This is a genomic window from Roseospira goensis (assembly GCF_014197795.1).
GTDB lineage: Bacteria > Pseudomonadota > Alphaproteobacteria > Rhodospirillales > Rhodospirillaceae > Rhodospira > Rhodospira goensis.
This window is the reverse complement of record NZ_JACIGI010000032.1, coordinates 21933-40029: the sequence shown is the minus strand read 5'-3', so window position 1 is coordinate 40029 and position 18097 is coordinate 21933. Positions and strand designations below refer to the sequence as shown.

The 18097-nt window shown below is 73.8% G+C and carries 11 protein-coding genes and 2 riboswitches; of the genes, 7 read left to right on the top strand and 4 right to left on the bottom strand.

Features of this window, described 5'->3' with window-relative positions; genetic code table 11:
• Nucleotides 1–468: 468 nt before the first annotated feature.
• Nucleotides 469–586: riboswitch (glycine riboswitch) on the top strand.
• 3 nt (nt 587–589) lie between these two features.
• Nucleotides 590–703, top strand: a riboswitch (glycine riboswitch).
• A gap of 90 nt (nt 704–793) precedes the next feature.
• From gcvT to gcvPB, 4 genes are all read left to right on the top strand, one after another.
• Nucleotides 794–1912: a glycine cleavage system aminomethyltransferase GcvT gene (gcvT, locus tag GGD88_RS15025; protein ID WP_184436892.1), complete on the top strand. Its 1119-nt coding sequence runs from the start codon at nt 794–796 to the stop codon at nt 1910–1912.
• Nucleotides 1913–2066: 154 nt separating this feature from the next.
• Nucleotides 2067–2444 carry a glycine cleavage system protein GcvH gene (gene gcvH / locus GGD88_RS15020; protein ID WP_184436890.1) on the top strand — a complete coding sequence of 126 codons (378 nt, stop codon included), beginning with the start codon at nt 2067–2069 and terminating at the stop codon, nt 2442–2444.
• Between the two features lie 140 nt (nt 2445–2584).
• Complete coding sequence (gcvPA, locus tag GGD88_RS15015) at nt 2585–3949, top strand: aminomethyl-transferring glycine dehydrogenase subunit GcvPA (protein ID WP_184436888.1); 1365 nt, start codon at nt 2585–2587, stop codon at nt 3947–3949.
• Nucleotides 3946–5466, top strand: a complete 1521-nt coding sequence (gene gcvPB / locus GGD88_RS15010; RefSeq protein WP_184436886.1) for an aminomethyl-transferring glycine dehydrogenase subunit GcvPB — start codon at nt 3946–3948, stop codon at nt 5464–5466. Before gcvPA ends, gcvPB begins: the two co-directional genes overlap by 4 nt.
• Before the next feature lie 48 nt (nt 5467–5514).
• Here the strand turns inward: gcvPB and GGD88_RS15005 are convergent, their stop codons facing one another.
• Nucleotides 5515–8514, bottom strand: a complete 3000-nt coding sequence (locus GGD88_RS15005) for a bifunctional [glutamine synthetase] adenylyltransferase/[glutamine synthetase]-adenylyl-L-tyrosine phosphorylase (protein WP_184436884.1) — start codon at nt 8512–8514, stop codon at nt 5515–5517.
• Between the two features lie 138 nt (nt 8515–8652).
• Here GGD88_RS15005 and GGD88_RS15000 point away from each other — a divergent pair, with 138 nt between their 5' ends.
• Nucleotides 8653–11970: a YhdP family protein gene (locus GGD88_RS15000; protein ID WP_184436882.1), complete on the top strand. Its 3318-nt coding sequence runs from the start codon at nt 8653–8655 to the stop codon at nt 11968–11970.
• Nucleotides 11971–11980: 10 nt separating this feature from the next.
• Here the strand turns inward: GGD88_RS15000 and GGD88_RS14995 are convergent, their stop codons facing one another.
• Together GGD88_RS14995 and GGD88_RS14990 are read right to left on the bottom strand one after the other, a co-directional pair.
• The gene (locus GGD88_RS14995; RefSeq protein WP_184436880.1) at nt 11981–12604 is read right to left on the bottom strand and encodes a glutathione S-transferase N-terminal domain-containing protein; all 624 of its coding nucleotides are present in this window, start codon (nt 12602–12604) and stop codon (nt 11981–11983) included.
• A gap of 437 nt (nt 12605–13041) precedes the next feature.
• Nucleotides 13042–13596, bottom strand: a complete 555-nt coding sequence (locus GGD88_RS14990) for a hypothetical protein (protein WP_184436878.1) — start codon at nt 13594–13596, stop codon at nt 13042–13044.
• Between the two features lie 303 nt (nt 13597–13899).
• Between GGD88_RS14990 and GGD88_RS14985 the strand changes: the two genes are divergently transcribed.
• Both GGD88_RS14985 and GGD88_RS14980 read left to right on the top strand, forming a co-directional pair.
• Entirely contained in the window at nt 13900–15696 is a 1797-nt protein-coding gene (locus GGD88_RS14985) for an acyl-CoA dehydrogenase (protein ID WP_184436876.1), read from the top strand.
• 157 nt (nt 15697–15853) lie between these two features.
• Entirely contained in the window at nt 15854–16657 is an 804-nt protein-coding gene (locus GGD88_RS14980; RefSeq protein WP_184436874.1) for a hypothetical protein, read from the top strand.
• Nucleotides 16658–16711: 54 nt separating this feature from the next.
• Here GGD88_RS14980 and gor read toward each other — a convergent pair whose 3' ends face one another.
• Complete coding sequence (gene gor / locus GGD88_RS14975; RefSeq protein ID WP_184436872.1) at nt 16712–18091, bottom strand: glutathione-disulfide reductase; 1380 nt, start codon at nt 18089–18091, stop codon at nt 16712–16714.
• Nucleotides 18092–18097: the final 6 nt, after the last annotated feature.

Here is an 18097-nt window from a genome sequence, read left to right as displayed (position 1 = left end):
ACGGGGCCTCCCTGGCAGTCTGTGTCGTGTCGCAACTACCAGTGTGTCAGACCGTCCCGTTGTCCGCCCCTCCCCGATTTTCCGTCATGAACCATATGATTCTCAGCCGATTTTTGCGACAAACCAAAATCGCGCCGCGAGTCCGGTTTGTCGCAATCGGCTGTAGAGCCGGCGGGATTAGAGCCGGCGGAATCAGAGCAGATCGCGTCACGGCCCCGAACCAGACCCCGCGCGCCGGCCCGATGGCGTACGGACCACGGCGCGTGAGCGAATCGAGTCGGACGGGGAACGCCCTCGGCGTCCGGGACGGGTGCTGAACGTGCCCTGGGTCTCACGTCTTCCCGACCATCGCATGGCACCGCGGGCGGCCTCCGGCGCGGGGCAGACGCGCCCGGCGCCGGACGTGGCGGCGCGCTGGCCGGTTGACCTTGCCGGCGGCATGCCTATTCTCTGAAGGCAGATACCCGGACCGGCCGCGTGGGAGAGACCGGGCCGCCGCCGCCTCCGCGGGAGGCGCGGACCAGGCCCGGCGCCGAAGGAGCAACCGCCCCCGGAAACTCTCAGGCAAAGGGACCGCGCGGCCGCGGGACTCTGGAAAGCGGGCGTCTCGGCGCCCCACCGAAGATGTAAGCCGTCGGCCCTGGCCCCGGACTCCCCGGGCGTCCGGCCGCAGGCGGTCAATCTTTCAGGTTCCATGACAGAGGGGGGCATGCGACCGCCCGCGCCTGGCGCCGGCGGCCGAGGCTCCACCGGAAGGCCCGCGCGGTCTTCCCCCTGACGAAGGAACCGGACCGTGGCCGAGCCCGCCCCGCCCGACACCGCCCTGCGTACCGTCCCGCTGGACGCCCTGCACCGCGCGCTGGGCGCGAAGATGGTGCCGTTCGCCGGCTACGCCATGCCGGTGCAGTACCCGGCCGGCGTGCTGGCCGAGCACACCCACACCCGCACCAAGGCCAGCCTGTTCGACGTCTCCCACATGGGTCAGGTGCGCCTGACCGGGACCGACCCGGCGGCCGCGCTGGAGCGGCTGGTGCCCGGCGCCCTGCGCGCCCTCAAGCCGGGGCGCCAGCGCTACACCCTGCTGACCACCGAGACCGGCGGCATCCGCGACGACCTGATGGTCGCCAACGCGGGCGACCACCTCTTCGCGGTGCTCAATGCGGCGTGCAAGAAGGCGGACGTCGCCCACCTGCGCGCCCACATGCCCGAGATCGAGGTCGCGGTGCTGGACGACCACGCCCTGCTCGCCCTGCAGGGACCGGCGGCGGCCGGCGTGCTGGCGGCGCTGGCGCCGGCGGTGGCGGACATGCGATTCATGGATGCCCGCGCGGTGGCGATCCAGGACGTGCCCTGCTTCGTGACCCGCTCCGGCTACACCGGCGAAGACGGCTTCGAGATCAGCGTGCCGGCCGGCGCCGCCGAACGCCTGGCGCGCGCCCTGCTGGACCACGACGACGTCGCCCCGGCCGGCCTGGGGGCCCGCGATTCGCTGCGCCTGGAGGCCGGGTTGTGCCTGTACGGCAGCGACATCGACACCACCACCACGCCGGTCGAGGCCGACCTGGCCTGGACCATCGGCAAGGCCCGGCGCGAGACCGGCGGCTTCCCGGGCGCCGACGTGATCCTGGCCCAGCTTCGCGACGGCCCGCCGCGCCAGCGGGTCGGCCTGCGCCCGGAGGGCCGCGCCCCGGCGCGCGCCCACACCGAGATCCGCGACCCGGACGGCGAGACCGTGGGCGAGGTCACCAGCGGTGGCTTCGGCCCCACGGTGGGGGGGCCGGTCGCGATGGGCTACGTGCCGACGCGGCTCGCCGAACCGGGCACGGCCGTGGACCTGATGGTGCGCGGCAAGGCGCTGCCGGCGCGCGTTGTGGCGCTGCCGTTCGTGCCGCCGCGCCAGCACAGGGGTTAGGCCACCGGGGTTAGACAACCGGGGCGAGACCACCGGGGCGGGCGCGGCGGATGACCCGCACGCCCCGCCCGCGCGTATCCGACCCGACCCGACCCGACCCGACCCGAGACGATTCGAGACGATTCCAGACGACAGCGAAGGGGGACTCTGCGTCATGAGCACGCTGTACTTCACCGAGGACCATGAGTGGATTTCCGTCGACGGCGACACCGCCACCGTCGGCATCACCGACTACGCCCAGCAGCAGCTCGGCGACGTCGTGTTCGTCGAGGTGCCGGAGGCCGGCAAGGTGCTGACCAAAGGCGACGAGGCGGCGGTGGTCGAATCCGTGAAGGCCGCCAGCGAGGTCTACGCGCCCGTCTCCGGCACCGTCACGGAGGGCAACGCCGACCTGGCCGACGCCCCCGCCGCGGTCAACGAAGACCCGATGGGCGAGGGCTGGTTCTTCAAGCTGACCCTGGCCGACGCCGGCGAACTGGACGACCTAATGGACCCGGCCGCCTACGAGAGCTTCGTCAAGGGCCTCGAATAGGTCCGGAACCCGATCCGCTGTCACGGCACGGCGCGTCGCGCCGCAGGACGCCTTCGACGCCGTCGGGCGGCGGGCGCCGGCGGCGCTCCCGCCTCATGTCGCCGCGCCGCCCCGTCTATCGACCGCGAGGACCCCGCCCCATGCGCTATCTGCCCCTGACCGACGACGACCGCCGCGCCATGTTGGCGCGCATCGGCGCGGCGTCGGTGGACGACCTGTTCCGCGACGTGCCGCCCGCCGCGCTGTCCGATGCCACGCCGGGCGGCGGTTTCGACGCCCTGCCCGACCACGCCACCGAGATGGCCGTGGAGCGCGACCTCGCCGCCCTGGCGGCGCGCAACACCACGGCCGGGTCGGTGCCGTCGTTCCTGGGGGCCGGGGCCTACCGCCACCACGTGCCGGCGGCGGTCGACCACCTGATCCAGCGCGGCGAGTTCCTGACCGCCTACACCCCGTACCAGCCGGAGGTGAGCCAGGGCACGCTTCAGTACCTTTACGAGTTCCAGACCCAGGTGGCTCTCATCACCGGCATGGAGGTCGCCAACGCCTCCATGTACGACGCCGCCACCGGGGTGGCCGAGGCCGCCGCCATGGCCTGCCGCGTCACCCGGCGCAAACGGGTGCTGCTGTCGGGCCGGCTGCACCCGCACTACCGCGCCGCGACCGAGACCTTCCTGCGCTACACCGACATCGAGACCGAGGCCCTGGACCCCGACCCGATGGCGGTCGAGGATCTGATCGGCCGGGTCAATCCGGGCACCGCCTGCGTGGTGGTGCAGAACCCGGATTTCTTCGGCCGCCTGTCCGACCTGGCGGCGCTGGCCGACGCCTGCCATGCCGAGGGCGCGCTGTTGATCGTGGCGGTGGCCGAGCCGGTCTCGCTCGGGCTGGTGACCCCGCCGGGGGCGATGGGCGCCGACATCGTGGTGGCCGAGGGCCACGCCATCGGCAGTCCGCTGAACTTCGGCGGTCCCGGGGTGGGCCTGTTCGCCACCCGCAAGAAGTTCGTGCGCCACATGCCGGGCCGGCTGGCCGGCGAGACGGTGGACGAGGACGGCCGCCGCGGCTGGGTCCTGACCCTGTCGACGCGCGAACAGCACATCCGGCGCGAGAAGGCGACCTCCAACATCTGCACCAACAGCGGCCTGATCGCGCTGGCCTGGACCATCCACATGACCCTGCTGGGCGAGGCCGGGTTCACGAAACTCGCACGCCTCAACCACATGAAGGCGGTGGAGCTGGTGGAGCACCTGGAAACGGTGCCGAACCTCAAGGTCGTCACGCCCACCTTCTTCAACGAGGTGCTGGTGCGCCTGCCCGGCCACGGCGCCGCCGCCATCGTGGAGACCCTGGCCGAGAAGGGCCTGCTGGCGGGGGTGCCGCTGTCGCGCTTCTACCCCACCTACCCCGAACTGGCGGACGGCCTGCTGGTGTGCGCCACCGAGACGACCGAGTCCGCGGACATGGCCGCCCTGGCCGCGGCCCTGACGGAGGCCCTGCGATGAGTCCCGCGACCCCCACCCCGACTCTGACCGGCAACCGCGGCCTGCACATCGAGGAACCCCTGATCTTCGAGCAGGGCCACCCCGACAAGTGCGGCGTCGACCTGCCCGAACCGGCCGACAAGCCCGACCGCCTGGGCGGGCTGGCGCGCTCGGGTCCCATCGGCCTGCCCGGCCTGAGCGAGCCCGAGGTGGTGCGGCACTACACCCGGCTGTCGCAGAAGAACTACGCCATCGATTCGGGTTTTTACCCTCTCGGCTCCTGCACCATGAAGCACAACCCGCGCCTGAACGAGCGGCTGGCGCGGCTGCCCGGCTTCGCCGATCTGCACCCGTTCCAGCCCGAGGCGACGGTGCAGGGGGCGCTGGCGGTCATGCACCGGCTGTCGGCGTGGCTGCTGGGCCTGACCGGCATGGAAGCGGTGGCGCTGTCGCCGGGCGCGGGCGCCCACGGCGAGCTGTGCGGCATGCAGGCCATCCGCGCCGCCCTGGACGCGCGCGGCGACGACGGGCGCCGGGTCGTCCTGGTGCCCGACTCGGCGCACGGCACCAACCCGGCGACGGCGGCGCTGTGCGGCTTCCGGGTGCGCGGCATCCCGGGCGACGCCCGCGGCCGGGTCGACCTGGCGGCGTTCAAGGCCGCGCTCGACGACGGCGTCGCCGGGGTGATGCTGACCAATCCCAACACCTGCGGCCTGTTCGAGACCGACATCCTGGCCCTGTCCGAGGCGGTACACGCGGCCGGGGCCTACTTCTACCTCGACGGCGCCAACTTCAACGCCATCGTCGGCCGGGTGAAGATCGCCGACCTGGGCGTCGACGCCATGCACATCAACCTGCACAAGACGTTCTCGACCCCGCATGGCGGCGGCGGTCCGGGCGCCGGCCCCACGGTGCTGAGCCCGGCGCTGGCCCCGTTCGCGCCGCTGCCGTACGTGGTCCACGACGGCGCCGGCTATCGTCTGGTCGAGCATGTCGAGGGCAACGCGCGGCCATTCGGCCGCATGAAGGGTTTCCACGGCCAGTTCGGGGTGTTCGTGCGCGCGCTGGCCTACATCATGAGCATGGGCCGGGACGGCCTGCACCGGGCCTCCGGCGACGCGGTGCTGAACGCCAACTACCTGCTGGCGCGCCTGGGCGAGGCGCTGACGCCCTCGTTCGAGGGCCCGTGCATGCACGAAGCCCTGTTCGATGACCGGTTTCTCAAGGGGACCGGCGTGTCCACGCTGGACTTCGCCAAGGCCATGCTCGACGAGGGGTTCCACCCCATGACCATGTACTTCCCGCTGGTGGTGCACGGGGCGATGCTGATGGAGCCCACCGAGACCGAGAGCAGGGACAGCCTGGACGCCTTCTGCGACGCCGTGCTGGCGCTGGCGGCCAAGGCCAAGGCCGGGGACGCGGCGTTCTTCACCCACGCCCCGCGCCATACCCCGCGCCGGCGCCTGGACGAGACCCGCGCCGCGCGCCATCCGGTGCTGCGCTGGGAGCCGCCCGCCCCCACCCGGGCGGCGGAGTAGCAGAGGGAGAAGCGGCGGCGGCGACGGTCCCGTCCGGCCGCGCCGCGCCTATCCCTCGGCCGGCGCGGCCTCGGCGGCCGGGGCGCGCGCGGCCGGTTCGGCCACGATGCGGTCGTAGAGCGCCTTCACCCGCGCCGCCGTCGCGTCCATCTGCGCCTTCAGGTCGGGGAAGTCGGCCGCGCCCTCCCACACCGTGACCAGCCGCCCCTTCAGGCCCGCCGGCAGCGCCGCGTCGTCGGGCACGCCGTCCATGGTATGGCGCAGCATGCTTTGCAGACTCAGCCAGCGGTGGTGGGCGGCGCTGAGGAACGCCGCGTCCTCCTCCGGCAGCAGGCCGGCGGCGCCGACCCGGCGCAGGCCCTCGGCGGTGTTGGGGACCACGATCTCCGGGTGGTCGTGGGCGTGGCACAGTTGCAGGAACTGGGCCACGAACTCCAGGTCCACCAGGCCGCCGCGCACGTGCTTGATGTTCCACCGGCAGGCATCGCCGTGCTCGGCGTCCATGCGGGCGCGCATGGCGTCGACCTCGCGCGCCAACCGGGCCGGGTCGCGCGGCCGCCGGATGGTGTCGCGGATCACCCCCGCCACCCGCTCCCCCAGCCACGGCGGGCCGGCCACCACCCGCGCCCGGGTCAGCGCCTGGTGTTCCCAGGTCCAGGCCGCCTCGCCCTGATAGCGCCGGAACGCCGTCAGGCTGGTGGCCAGCGGCCCCTTGTTGCCCGACGGGCGCAGCCGCATGTCCACCTCGTACAGGCGGCCCTGGGCGGTGTTGACGGTGATGGCGTTGACGAAGCGCTGCACCAGCCGGGTGTAGTACACCGTCGGCGCCAGCGGACGCGGCCCGTCGGACTGCTCCACCCCCTCCGGCACGTCGTAGACCATGATCAGGTCGAGGTCGGAGGTCGGTGTCATCTCCTGGCCGCCCAGCTTGCCGAGCGCCACCACCGCCACCGCGCCGTCGGGCATGGCGCCGTGGGTCTCGGCGAAATGCGTCCACACCCGCTCCAGCAGGGCGTCCAGCACCGTGTCGGCGACGTCCGACAGGGCGCGCCCGGCCGCGCCCGGCGGCTGCTGCCCGCGCAGGGTCTGGACGCCGACCTGGAAGCGGTGGTCGTTGGCCCAGCGCCGGCAGATGTCGAGCACGTCTTCGTAGCCGCGGGCATCGCGCAGCGCCACGTCGAGGCTTTCGCGCAGCACCGCCGGCGGCGGCGCCGGCTCCATGAAGTCCGGCTCCAGCACCGCCTCCAGCAGGCGCGGGTTGCGCGCCAGGTGCTCGGCCAGGCGCGGCGCGTCGCCCATGATCTCCGCCAGCAGCGCCAGCAGGCCCGGGTTGGCCGCGAACAGCGCGAACAACTGCGCCCCCGCGGGCAGATGCCCCAGGAAGCTGTCGAAGCGCAGCAGGGCGGCGTCCGGGTTCACGGTGTCGGCCAGGGCGCGCACCAGGATCGGCATCAACTCGGTCAGGCGCTCGCGCGCCCGCGTGCTGCGCAGCGCCCGGTAGCGGCCGTGGTGCCAGCCGCGGATGGTGCTGGCGACCGCGTGCGGGTTGGCGAACCCCAGCTCGGACAGCGTGCGCAGGGTCTCGGGGTCGTCCTCGCCGCCGGTGAACACCAGGTTGCCTTCCGATTCGGACAGCGCGGGTTCGTCCTCGAACAGGTCGGCGTAATGGTCCTGCACCGTCATCAGGGTGGCCTTGAGGGCCAGCGCGAACGCCTTGAGCCCGTCGTACCCGAGGAACAGCGCCAGCCCGCGCAGCTTGTCGGTGTCGTGCGGGAGGGTCTGGGTCTGCGCGTCGTCGATCATCTGCAACCGGTGTTCGACGGTGCGCAGAAAGCCGTAGGCCGCGATCAGGTCGTCGCGCGCCTGCGGGCCGATCAGGCCGCGCTCGGCCAGCGCCCGCAGCGCCGGGACGGTCTCGCGCGCGCGCAGGCGGGGCTCGCGGCCGCCCCAGATGAGTTGCTGGGTCTGGGCGAAGAACTCGACCTCGCGGATGCCGCCGCGCCCGACCTTGACGTTGTGGCCCTCCACCGCCACCACGGCGTGGCCGCGCTGGGCGTGGATCTGGCGCTTGATGGAGTGGATGTCCTGGATGGCGTTGAAGTCCAGCGAGCGGCGCCAGACGAACGGCCGGATGGCCTCCAGGAAGCGGTCGCCGGCGGGGCGGTCGCCGGCCACCGGGCGGGCCTTGATCATCGCCGCCCGTTCCCAGTTCTGGCCGAAGCTCTCGTAGTAGACCTCGGCCGCCTCGGTGGACAACGCCAGCGGGGTCGAGCCCGGATCGGGCCGCAGCCGCAGGTCGCAGCGGAACACGTAGCCGTCGCCGGTGCGCTCCTCCATCAGCCGCACCAGGTCGCGGGTCAGGCGCACCATGGCCTCGCGCGGGGTCAGGCGGCCGCGATAGTCCAGGCGCTCCTCGTCGAACAGGACGATGAGGTCTATATCGGAGGAATAGTTCAACTCTCGCGCGCCGAGCTTGCCCATGCCCAGGATGAACAGCCCGCAGTCGCGGATCGGCGTCTCCGGCCACGGCAGCACCAGGTCGCCCTTGGCGTGCAGCCGGCCCAGCAGGTGGGCGCAGCCGGCGTCGAGCGCGGCTTCCGCCAGCGTGGACAGGGTGCCGGTGATCTGCTCCAGCGACCACAGGCCGAGGATATCGGCGAGCGCGGTGGTCAGCGCGAGGCGGCGCTTGGCGACGCGCAGGGCGCGCATGAGGCGCGGCTGGTCGTCGCCGGCGGCCGCCGCCTCGTCGGCGAGCGCGTCCAGCGCGGCGGCCCGGGCGGCATCGGGGCCGTCGTCCACCAGCCGGCACAGCCAGGCCGGCTCGGCGCGCACGCAGTGGGTCAGGAACGGGCTGTTGCCGAACAGGGCCTCCAGCACCGCGCGCCCGGGCGCGCCCTCCTCGGCCAGCGCCCGCATACGCGCCGCGCGGTCCGGATCGGGCTCGCGCTCGGCGTGGTCCAGCCACCGCTCCAGGCCGCGCGCGGCCCGGTCCGGGTCGGCGGGGCGCGGCGGCGGCCGCGGCGGATCCAGGACACCGAAGTCTGTCATGGGATCACCTCATTTGCCGGCGCACACTGCGGGAACCGACCCGGGGGGTCAAGCGCCCGGCTGGCGCGGGGACAGGGCGGGGCGGCGCGGCGCCGCGGCCCCGGACCTGAGCGTGCGCCCGGACGCGCGGGAGGGGTGGTGACGGCGACATCGGCGAAATCCCATGCGGTGCGGGTCACCCTGATGCGGCTGGGGCTGGTCGTCGGGCTGGTCCTGCTGGCGCTGGTGGCGGCGGCCTGGACGCTGTCGCGCGGGCCGCTCGATGTGCCGTTCCTGGTGCCGCGCATCGAAACCGCGCTGACCGACGCCCTCGACGACGCCGGGCTGCCGCTGACCGCCACCGTGGGCGGGGCGGCCCTCACCTGGGGCGGTCCGGCCGCCGGCCTGGACGTGGCGCTGCGGGACGTCCGCCTGGATGCGTCCGAGGCGGCGCCGCTGGCCCGGGTGGGCACGGTCTCGGTGGGGCTGGATCCGGGCGCGCTGCTGCACGGCGAGCTGGTGCTGAGCGACCTGGTGCTGCTGGGGCCGGAGCTGACGGTCCGGCGCGGCGCCGACGGCACCCTGGGGGTGGCGCTCCAGCCCCCCCCCGCCCCTACCCCAGACTCCACCCCAGACTCCACCCCAGCTCCCAACCGGGATCCGGCGCCGTCCGGCCCGGCGGTGCCGGCCACCGGTCTGGTGCAGACCTGGGCCTGGCTGGCCGATCTGGGCCTGACCCTGCGCGACGCCCACGTGCGTGTCGAGGACCAGGCGCTCGGCCGCACCTGGCGCCTGCGGGCCAGCACGCTGACCGTGACCCGGGCCGGCGGGGCGCTGAGCCTGGAGGGCTCGCTGACCCTGGACGACCCGCAGGCGCCCCCTGCCACCGGCACGCCGGCGGCACGGCCGGCGGCGGTCGACGTGGCGCTGCGGCACGCCCCCGGGACCGCGAGCGGCCCCCGCCTCGCCTCCGCCCTGGTGGCCTTCGAGCACCTCGACCCGGGACGCGACCTGGCCGGCCTGCTGGGCCTGCCCACACTGGCGGGCTGGCGCCAGCCGCTGTCCGGCACGCTGACGGTCGACGTCGACCTGGCGGCGCTGACCGGCCCGCTGCCGAGCGATCCCCTGGCGGTGCTGCGCTACGCCAGCCTGTCGCTGGGTGGTGCCGCCGGCCGGGCCGTTCTGCCGGCGCCGGTGGCGCACGGCTACGACCTCCGCGGGCTGGCCCTGGAGGCCCGCGCCACGCGCGACGCCGCCGGGGTCCTGGGGCTTCACCTGGACACCCTGACGCTCGGACTCGACGGCACCACGGTGACCGCGGACGGCCGCCTGACCGCGCCGGCCGGCGGTCCGCTGGACGGAACGGCCGCCCTCACCCTGTCGGCGGTGGACGTGCCGACGGTGGTGCGGCACTGGCCGCCCGAGCTGGCCGACGGGGCCCGCAAGTGGATCGACGCCAACCTGTCCGACGGCCGCGTCGCCGGGGCCAGCGCGGTCGTGACGCTGGGCGGTCCCGACTGGTCGGGCCTGACGGTGACCGGGCTGGACGGCGCGGCGCCGGTCTCGGGTATGACGGTGCGCTACCTGAAGGGGCTGCCGCCGGCCAGCGACGCGCGGGGCACGGTGCGGTTCGGGCTCGACGCGGTCACCATCGACATTGCCGGCGGCGGGGCCGGCGACCTCGCGGTGACCGGGGGCACGGTGGCCTTCACTGATTTCGACGCCGACGTGGAACGCGCCGACATGACCTTCGAGATCGTCGGGCCGCTGCCGGCGGCGCTGGCGCTGATCGACCACGACCCGCTGGGCTACGCCTCGCAGGTGGGAATCGACCCGGGGCAGACGCGCGGCGAGACCCGCACCACCCTGACCCTGGGCATGCCGCTGCTCAAGGACCTGGCGCTGGACGCGCTGGAGATCGGCGTGCAGGCCAACGCGAGCGGGGTGGCGCTGCCGGGGGTCGCGCTGGGCCAGGACCTGGCCGACGGCGACCTGCGCCTGACCCTCGACGGGACCGGCATGGACGTGACCGGCACGGCCCGGGTGGGCGGGGTGCCGGTGCGGCTGGACTGGCGCGAAAACTTCACCGACGGCGCGGCCTTCGATCGCCGCTACCGGGTCTCCGGACGCCTGGACAACGCCGCGCGAGCGCGCTTCCGGCTCGACGGCGGGCCGTTCCAGCCGCCCTGGATGGACGGTCCGGTCGATGCCACCCTGACCTACACCGAAACCGCCGGCCGCCCGGGTCGGCTGGACGCGGACGTCGACCTGTCGCCGACCACCCTCGCGGTCGACCCGCTGGGCTGGCGCAAACCCGCCGGCACACCGGCCCGGGCGATGATCGCCGGCACCTTCGCCGACGCGGCCATGACGGTGGACTTCGACGTCACCACCGCCACCGATGACGCGGTGCGCGGCCAGGCCCGCCTGAGTGGCGCCGGGGCCCTGCGCGCGGTCACGCTGGACCGCGCGGCGCTGGGCGCCACCGACGTGACGGCGCGCGTCACCGCGCCGGCGACGGCTGGGGATCCCTACGCCTTCGTCGTGCGCGGTCCGAGCCTGGACCTGCGCCCGCTGCTGGCCGAGGACGGGGCGGCCGGCGAGACGACGAGCGCGGCCCCCGCCCAGGACCCTGCCGAGACCCCCCCCGAGACCCCATCGGGGCCGCCCCTCGATCTGTCGCTGGACCTGGCGCGGGTGCGGCTGACGGAAACGGTCACGCTCGCCGGGCTGCGGGCCGGCGTGACCCGCGACGCCGCCGGGCGCTGGGCCGAGGCCGAAGCCGACGCCCGCATCGGGGCGGACGGCCCGCCGCTGCGGCTGACCCTGGCCCCCGAGGGCGGCGACCGGCGCTTCACCGTGACCGCCGGCGATGCCGGCGCGGTGGCGCGGGCGCTCGACCTGACCGGTCAGGTGCGCGGGGGCCGGCTGCGCCTGACCGGCACCCTCGATGCCCGCGACGCCGTCCAGGGTCGGCTGGAGGTGACGGACTTCCATCTCGCCGACGCCCCGGTGCTGGCCCGCATCCTTTCGGTTGCGGCCCTGACCGGCATCCTGGACGAGTTGCAGGGCACGGGGCTCAGCGTTTCCACCCTGGTGGCGCCCTTCACCTATGCCGACTCGCTGCTGACCCTGACGGAGGCGCGGGCCAACGGCCCGTCGCTGGGCGTGACCGCCAACGGCACCATCGACCTCGCGGCCGACGGCCTCGACCTGGAGGGGGTGGTGGTGCCGCTCTACCTGGTCAACGCGCTGGTCGGGAACATCCCGCTGGTCGGCGACCTGCTGGTGGGCGAGAAGGGCGGCGGTGTGTTCGCGGTCGCCTATCGCGCCACCGGGCCGATCGACGACCCGGCGGTCAGCGTCAACCCGCTGTCGGTGCTGACCCCGGGCTTCCTGCGCGGGCTGTTCGGGGCGCTGCCGGAAGGCAACGCCGACCGGCCGGTGACCATGCCGTCGGTGGGGCCGCCGGACTGACGGCGGCCCTCTACGGCGTCGGGTCGGTCTCGGTGAACCCGGGCAGCGCCGGCCCCTGGCGCGCCACCAGGGCCTCCAGGCGCGGATGCCGGCCCGGACCGACCAGATGCGGCAGCACGATGGCCAGGAACGGCAGGGTGACCATGGCGGTGATGTCGGCCTGCGTCGGCCGCGATCCGCCCAGCAGCCAGCCGCCGCCCTCGGGGCGCTCCGCCTCGGCCGCCGCCAGGCCGTCGGCCACCTGGCGTTCGTTGCCCGCGACCGTCGGCTGGTGGATCTTGTCTTCGGGCCGGCGCGTGCGCTCGTAGTAGGCGATCACCGCCTTGTCCATCGCCCCGGTCAGGAGCGCGCAGTGCTGGAGCACCCGGCGCCGGGCCGGACCCGCGGGCGGGATCAGGGCGCGGTCCGGCCCGACCTGCTCGTCGAGGTAGTCCAGTATCGCGGCGCTGTCGATCAGCACGGTGCCGTCGTTGAGGCGCAGCGCCGGCACCCGGCCGAGCGGATTGTAGACGCGGATCTCGTCCTGCTGGGTGGCGGTGGCCAGGGGCAGGCGCTCGTGGGCCAGGCCCAGGACACGCAGGGTGACGGCAACGCGGCGGGTGTAGGGCGACAGGTCGCGACCGATCAGCAGCACGGGCTCACGCTCCTCGGGTGGTTGGTGGCGCGGGGCGGAGGGATGGAGGATCCGGACCCGCCCAGTCTGGCACGCCTCGTGCACAGAACGCCAGCGGCAGTGATCGCACCCCCTCCTGCGGCGCTGTCTCCGGGTTACACGCGGCTTTTCCCGTGTCCGCCGTCGCGTGTGGTCCAGCCCGGTCCGCCCGATCTGGGTGGTCGGTCGTGCGGGGAACGGCGTCGGTCAGTAGCTCCCTCTCTCAACCGCGCCGTTCCCCGTCCTTTTCCCCGCCGCATCCGTTGCGCCTGTGCCTCCAGGTCACCCGCTGTCACCGACCGTCGTCGGGGCCGGGTCGGCGCTTCCCCATGCGCGTCCGGTCCGGGCGCCCCCAGGATGACGGTCATTCTGCAACGCAGATCCAAACGCACCCTGCGTCGAGCGTCGCAGCCTGGGACTCAGAATGCCCCACACGGCACCCCCGGCGGCCACGTCTCCAGCGCGACCCGGTTCAGATCCCCCAGCGGGGTGCGTTGCAGGCGCTCCAGAGTGGCGCTGCTGCGGTCACAGAAGCCGTGGCGGTCGGTGTTGCTCTCGGCCGCGGCGGCGTTGGCCAGGCGGGTCACCAGGCTGTCGATGGCGGCGCGGCCGCCGCGATGGCGGTAGCGCACGCTGAGCGCATCGGCGTTGGCGGCGAGCTGGTTCGAGAACCGGGTGACGAAGGCGCCGTAGCCGGCGCGCGCCCCGCAACTCAGGGCCGCGACCATCAGCCGGGTCTGCAGGGCGCGAATGGCGATCACCGGCGGCGGCTGGCCGCCGCCCTGGCACTGCGGACGTTGGGGCGGGGACGGCGCCGAGCGGATGTGGATCGTGGGGCCGGGCGCGCCGGGCTCCCAGGCCCGCGCCGCCGCCGGGGTCAGGACCAGTGCCGCCAGCACACCGGCCAGCAGCAGCAGGGCGACCGCCGCCCGTCCGCGCCGGCCCCCGTCGATGGTTCGCCGGACATCCGCCACGCCGCGCCTCCCCGTCCCCGTTGCGCGCCCTTCGTCTCGCGGGCCGGCCACCGGTCCGTCTCCGCACAGCCAACCCGACATCCAGTGTAGCGCAGAGGACGGGCCGGGGGAATCCGTCATGCAGCGAAAGCACGTGATTCCAAGCTGTTATGCCGGTATTCTAGGGCCTGCGGGTCCCGGTGTCCGACCGCGTTGCGCGCGGCCCTGGCGCCGTGCAACGCTTGGGCCTCGACGGCACGGGCGCGACCCCCGGGTCCGACGTCCCGGATCCGGCTGCGGCGGGACAAACGGAGGAGAATCCCCATGACCACCTACGCGGCGCCGCTGGAAGACATGCAGTTCGCGCTCGATCTGGCGGGCCTGCCCGAGATCGCCGAGCTGCCCCGCTATGCCGAGGCCACGCCCGACCTGATCGCCGCCGTCCTGGACGAGGCCGGCAAGTTCGGGGCCGGTGTCCTGGCCCCCATCAACGCCGTCGGCGACCAGCAGGGCTGTCGCCTGGAGCCGGACGGCACGGTGCGCATGCCGGACGGGGCGGTCGAGGCCTATGCGCAGTTCCTGGAGGCGGGCTGGAACAGCCTGCCGTTCGATCCCGATTACGGGGGCCAGGGCCTGCCCGGTGTGGTCGGCGTCGCGGTGGCCGAGATCTGGCACGCGGCCAACATGGCCTGGTCGATCGGGCCGCTGCTCACCACCGGCACCATCGAGGCGCTGAGCGTCCACGGCACCGACCACCAGAAGGAGGTCTACCTGCCCAAGCTGGTCAGCGGCGAGTGGACCGGCACCATGAACCTGACCGAGTCGCAGGCCGGCTCCGATCTGGCGCAACTGCGCTGCAAGGCCGAACCGGCGCCGGACCTGGGCGAGGACCGCTACCGCATCCACGGCCAGAAGGTGTTCATCAGCCACGGCGACCACGACCTGACCGAGAACATCTGCCATCTGGTCCTCGCCCGCCTGCCCGACGCGCCGCCCGGGGTGAAGGGGATCTCGCTGTTCCTGGTGCCCAAGCGGCTGGTGGCGGCGGACGGCAGCCTGGGCGACGCCAACGACGTCAAGGCGGTGTCGCTGGAGCACAAGCTGGGCATCCACGGCAGCCCGACGGCGGTGATGGCCTACGGCGACGACGGCGGCGCCGTCGCCACCCTGATCGGCGCCCCCCACCAGGGCCTGGCCTGCATGTTCACCATGATGAACAACGCCCGCCTCAACGTCGGCCTGCAAGGCGTGGGCATCGCCGAACGCGCCTATCAACAGGCGGTCGCCTTCGCCTGCGACCGGGTGCAGGGCGTCGACGTCACCGACCCGGCCACCGGCCGGGCCACCATCGTCCATCATCCCGACGTGCGCCGCATGCTTATGGACATGCGCGCCCGGACCGAGGCGGCGCGGCTGCTGACCTACTACGCCGCCGCCCGCATGGACCTGGCCAAGGCGCAGCCGGACGAGAGCGTGCGCGCCGCCGCCCAGGCCCGCGCCGACGTGCTGACGCCGGTGGTCAAGGGCTGGTGCACCGAGGTGGGGTTCGCGGTCAGCGACATGGGCGTGCAGGTGCACGGCGGCACCGGCTACATCGAGGAGACGGGGGCCGCCCAGCACCTGCGCGACGCCCGCGTGGCCCGCATCTACGAGGGCACCAACGGCATCCAGGCCATCGACCTGGTCAGCCGCAAGGTGCTGCGCGACAAGGGCGCGGCGGTGCGCGCCCTGGTGGCCGACATGCGCGCCACCCACGACGCCCTGACCGGGGCGCCGGCCGATGTGGCCGCCATGGCGCCGGCCTTCGCCGCCGCGCTGGACGACCTGGAGGCCACCACCACCTGGGTGCTGGACCATGCCAGCCCGCTCGACGCCCAGGGCGCGGCCACGCCCTATGCCAGCCTGTTCGGCATCGCCGCCGGCGGCTGGCTGATGATGCGGGCGGCGCTGGACGCACGCCGCCGGCTCGACGCCGGCACGGGCAACCCGGCCCAGTGGCAGGCCAAGCTGGGCACGGCGCGCTATTTCGCCGACGCGGTGATGCCCTTCACCCGGGCGCACCGGGCGGCCGCGCTGGCCGGGCCGGACAGCCTGATGGCGCTGGAGGAGGACTGGTTCTGACCCGTCCCCGCCCCGGTCCGAAGGGCGGGAGCACTGCCGGGGTCCGGATCGGGGCGGTTTCGCGACGCCCGGATCCGGACTACAGTGCCGCAAGGGCGCATCCGGGGCGGCGACGGCCGCGGCCCCGCACGCCCCAGACGCAAGGACGATCCGCACCATGACCGATCGCGGCGCGCAGTCTGGACTCCGGTTCGCCCCGATGGGGTTCGCCCCTCTGGCGCGTCCCTGGACGCTCCCCCAGTCGCTCCGCCGGGTTCTCTCGGGTCCGGCCCTCTGTCTGGCCGCCGGCCTGCTGGCCGTCGCCGCCCTCGGCCCCGGCCCGCTGCGCGCGGCCCCGGCCGAGACTGAGGCGGCGGCCGAAAGCGGCACCCGGGTGCCGGTGGCGCCCCTGGCCGCCACCGTCAACGCGGCCGCCTACGGCCCGATGCCCGACGAGGCCGGGTTTCTGGTCCGGCGCTACGACGACTCTCGCGAGAACGACGCCATCCAGCGCGCTCTGGAGGCGGCGCTGGCCGACCTGGGCCGCGACGGCGCGGCTCCGGTCCTGCTCGACATGACCTTCGAGGTCTACGTGATCCGCTCCGGCGTGCCGGCCCTGGCCAAGGGACTGCTGGAGATGGAGGAGGTGCGCGGCCAGGGCGACGCCGGCGCGGCGCCGCCGCCGGGCATCGACGTCACCGAGCTGCAGGGCCGCACCGAAGGCGTCGAGGGCAACGTCCTGCACCGCCGCCGCGACAGCTTCGCCGCCACCCTGCGCCTTCAGGTCACGGTGGAGGACCCGCGCAGCGGCGCCTACCTGTGGCGCGGCTGGGTCGACACGCCGCTGAACGGCCTGTCCCGGGCCGAAGTGGTGAGCCTGGTGGCCGAGCCGCTGCTGTCCACCCTGGGCCAGACCGTGGCCGGGCGATCAATACGGATCCAGGTTCCCGACGCCCTGGGCGGCGGATCCCCGGCCGAGTAGCGCGGCCGCGGGTTTCCCTGTCCCCCCGCTACTCGGTCTCCGTGCTACTCCGTGCTACTCGGTGTGTTCGAACGAGGGATCGGGGATCGGCTCGCGCATGGTCACGAACTCCTCGGCCGCCGTCGGGTGGATGCCCACGGTGGCGTCGAAGTGCGCCTTGGTCGCGCCGGCCTTCATCGCGATGCCGAGACCCTGAATGATCTCCGGGGCGTCCATGCCGACCATGTGGGCGCCCAGCACCCGGTCGGTGGCGCGCGCGACGATCAGCTTCATCATGGTCTTCTCGTCGCGCCCCGACAGCGTGACCTTCATCGGCCGGAAACGCGAGACGTAGACGTCCACCGCCTCCTGGGCGCGGGCCTGGCCCTCGGTCAGGCCCACGGTGCCAACCGGCGGCTGGCTGAACACCGCCGACGGGATGGCGGCGTAGTCCATCACCGTGGGGGTGTCGTTGAACACCGTGGCGGCGAAGGCCATGCCCTCCTTGATCGCCACCGGGGTCAGGTTGACCCGGTCGGTCACGTCGCCGATGGCATAGATGCTCTCGACGTTGGTGCGGTTCCACTGGTCCACCTCGACCGCGCCGCCCTTGGTCAGGCGCACGCCGGCATGCTCCAGGCCCAGGCCGGCGGTGTTGGGCGCCCGCCCGGTGGCGTACATCACCGCGTCGGCCTCGATCTCCTCGCCCTGGTCGGTGAGCAGCGACAGGCTGCCGTCGTCGCGCTTCTCGATCGAGCGGATCTGGCATTCGCGACGGATGCGGATGCCCTTCTTCTCCATTTCCGCCGCCAGGGTATCGCGCACGTCCTCGTCGAAGCCGCGCAGGATCTGGCCGGCCCGGATCACCTCGGTGACCCGCGAGCCGAGCGCGTTGAAGATGCCGGCGAACTCCACCGCGATATAGCCGCCGCCGACCACCACGACGCGGTCGGGCCGGGATGGCAGATCAAGCGCCTCGTTCGAGGTGATGGCGTGCTCGATGCCCGGAATGTCGGGCAGGGTGGGCCAGCCGCCGGTGGCGATCAGGATGGTCCGGGCGGTCACGGTCGTGCCGTCCACCTCGACGGTGTGCGGGTCCACCACCCGGCCGCGGCCCTCCAGCAGCGTCACCCCGGCGTCGCGCAGCAGGCGGTGGTAGACGCCTTCCAGCCGCTCCAGCTCGCGCTCCTTGTTGGCGATCAGGGCGCCCCAGTCGTGGCGCGCGCCCTCGATGGTCCAGCCGTAGCCGAGCGCGTCCTCCAGGTCCTCGGCCACGTGGGCGCCGTAGACCAGCAGCTTCTTGGGCACGCAGCCGCGCATCACGCAGGTACCGCCGACGCGGCTCGATTCGACGATGGCGACGCGCGCGCCGTACCAGCTCGCCGCGATCCGGCTGGCGCGCACGCCACCAGAGCCGGCCCCGATCGTGATAAGGTCGTAGTCGTAGGTCGCCATGGCTTC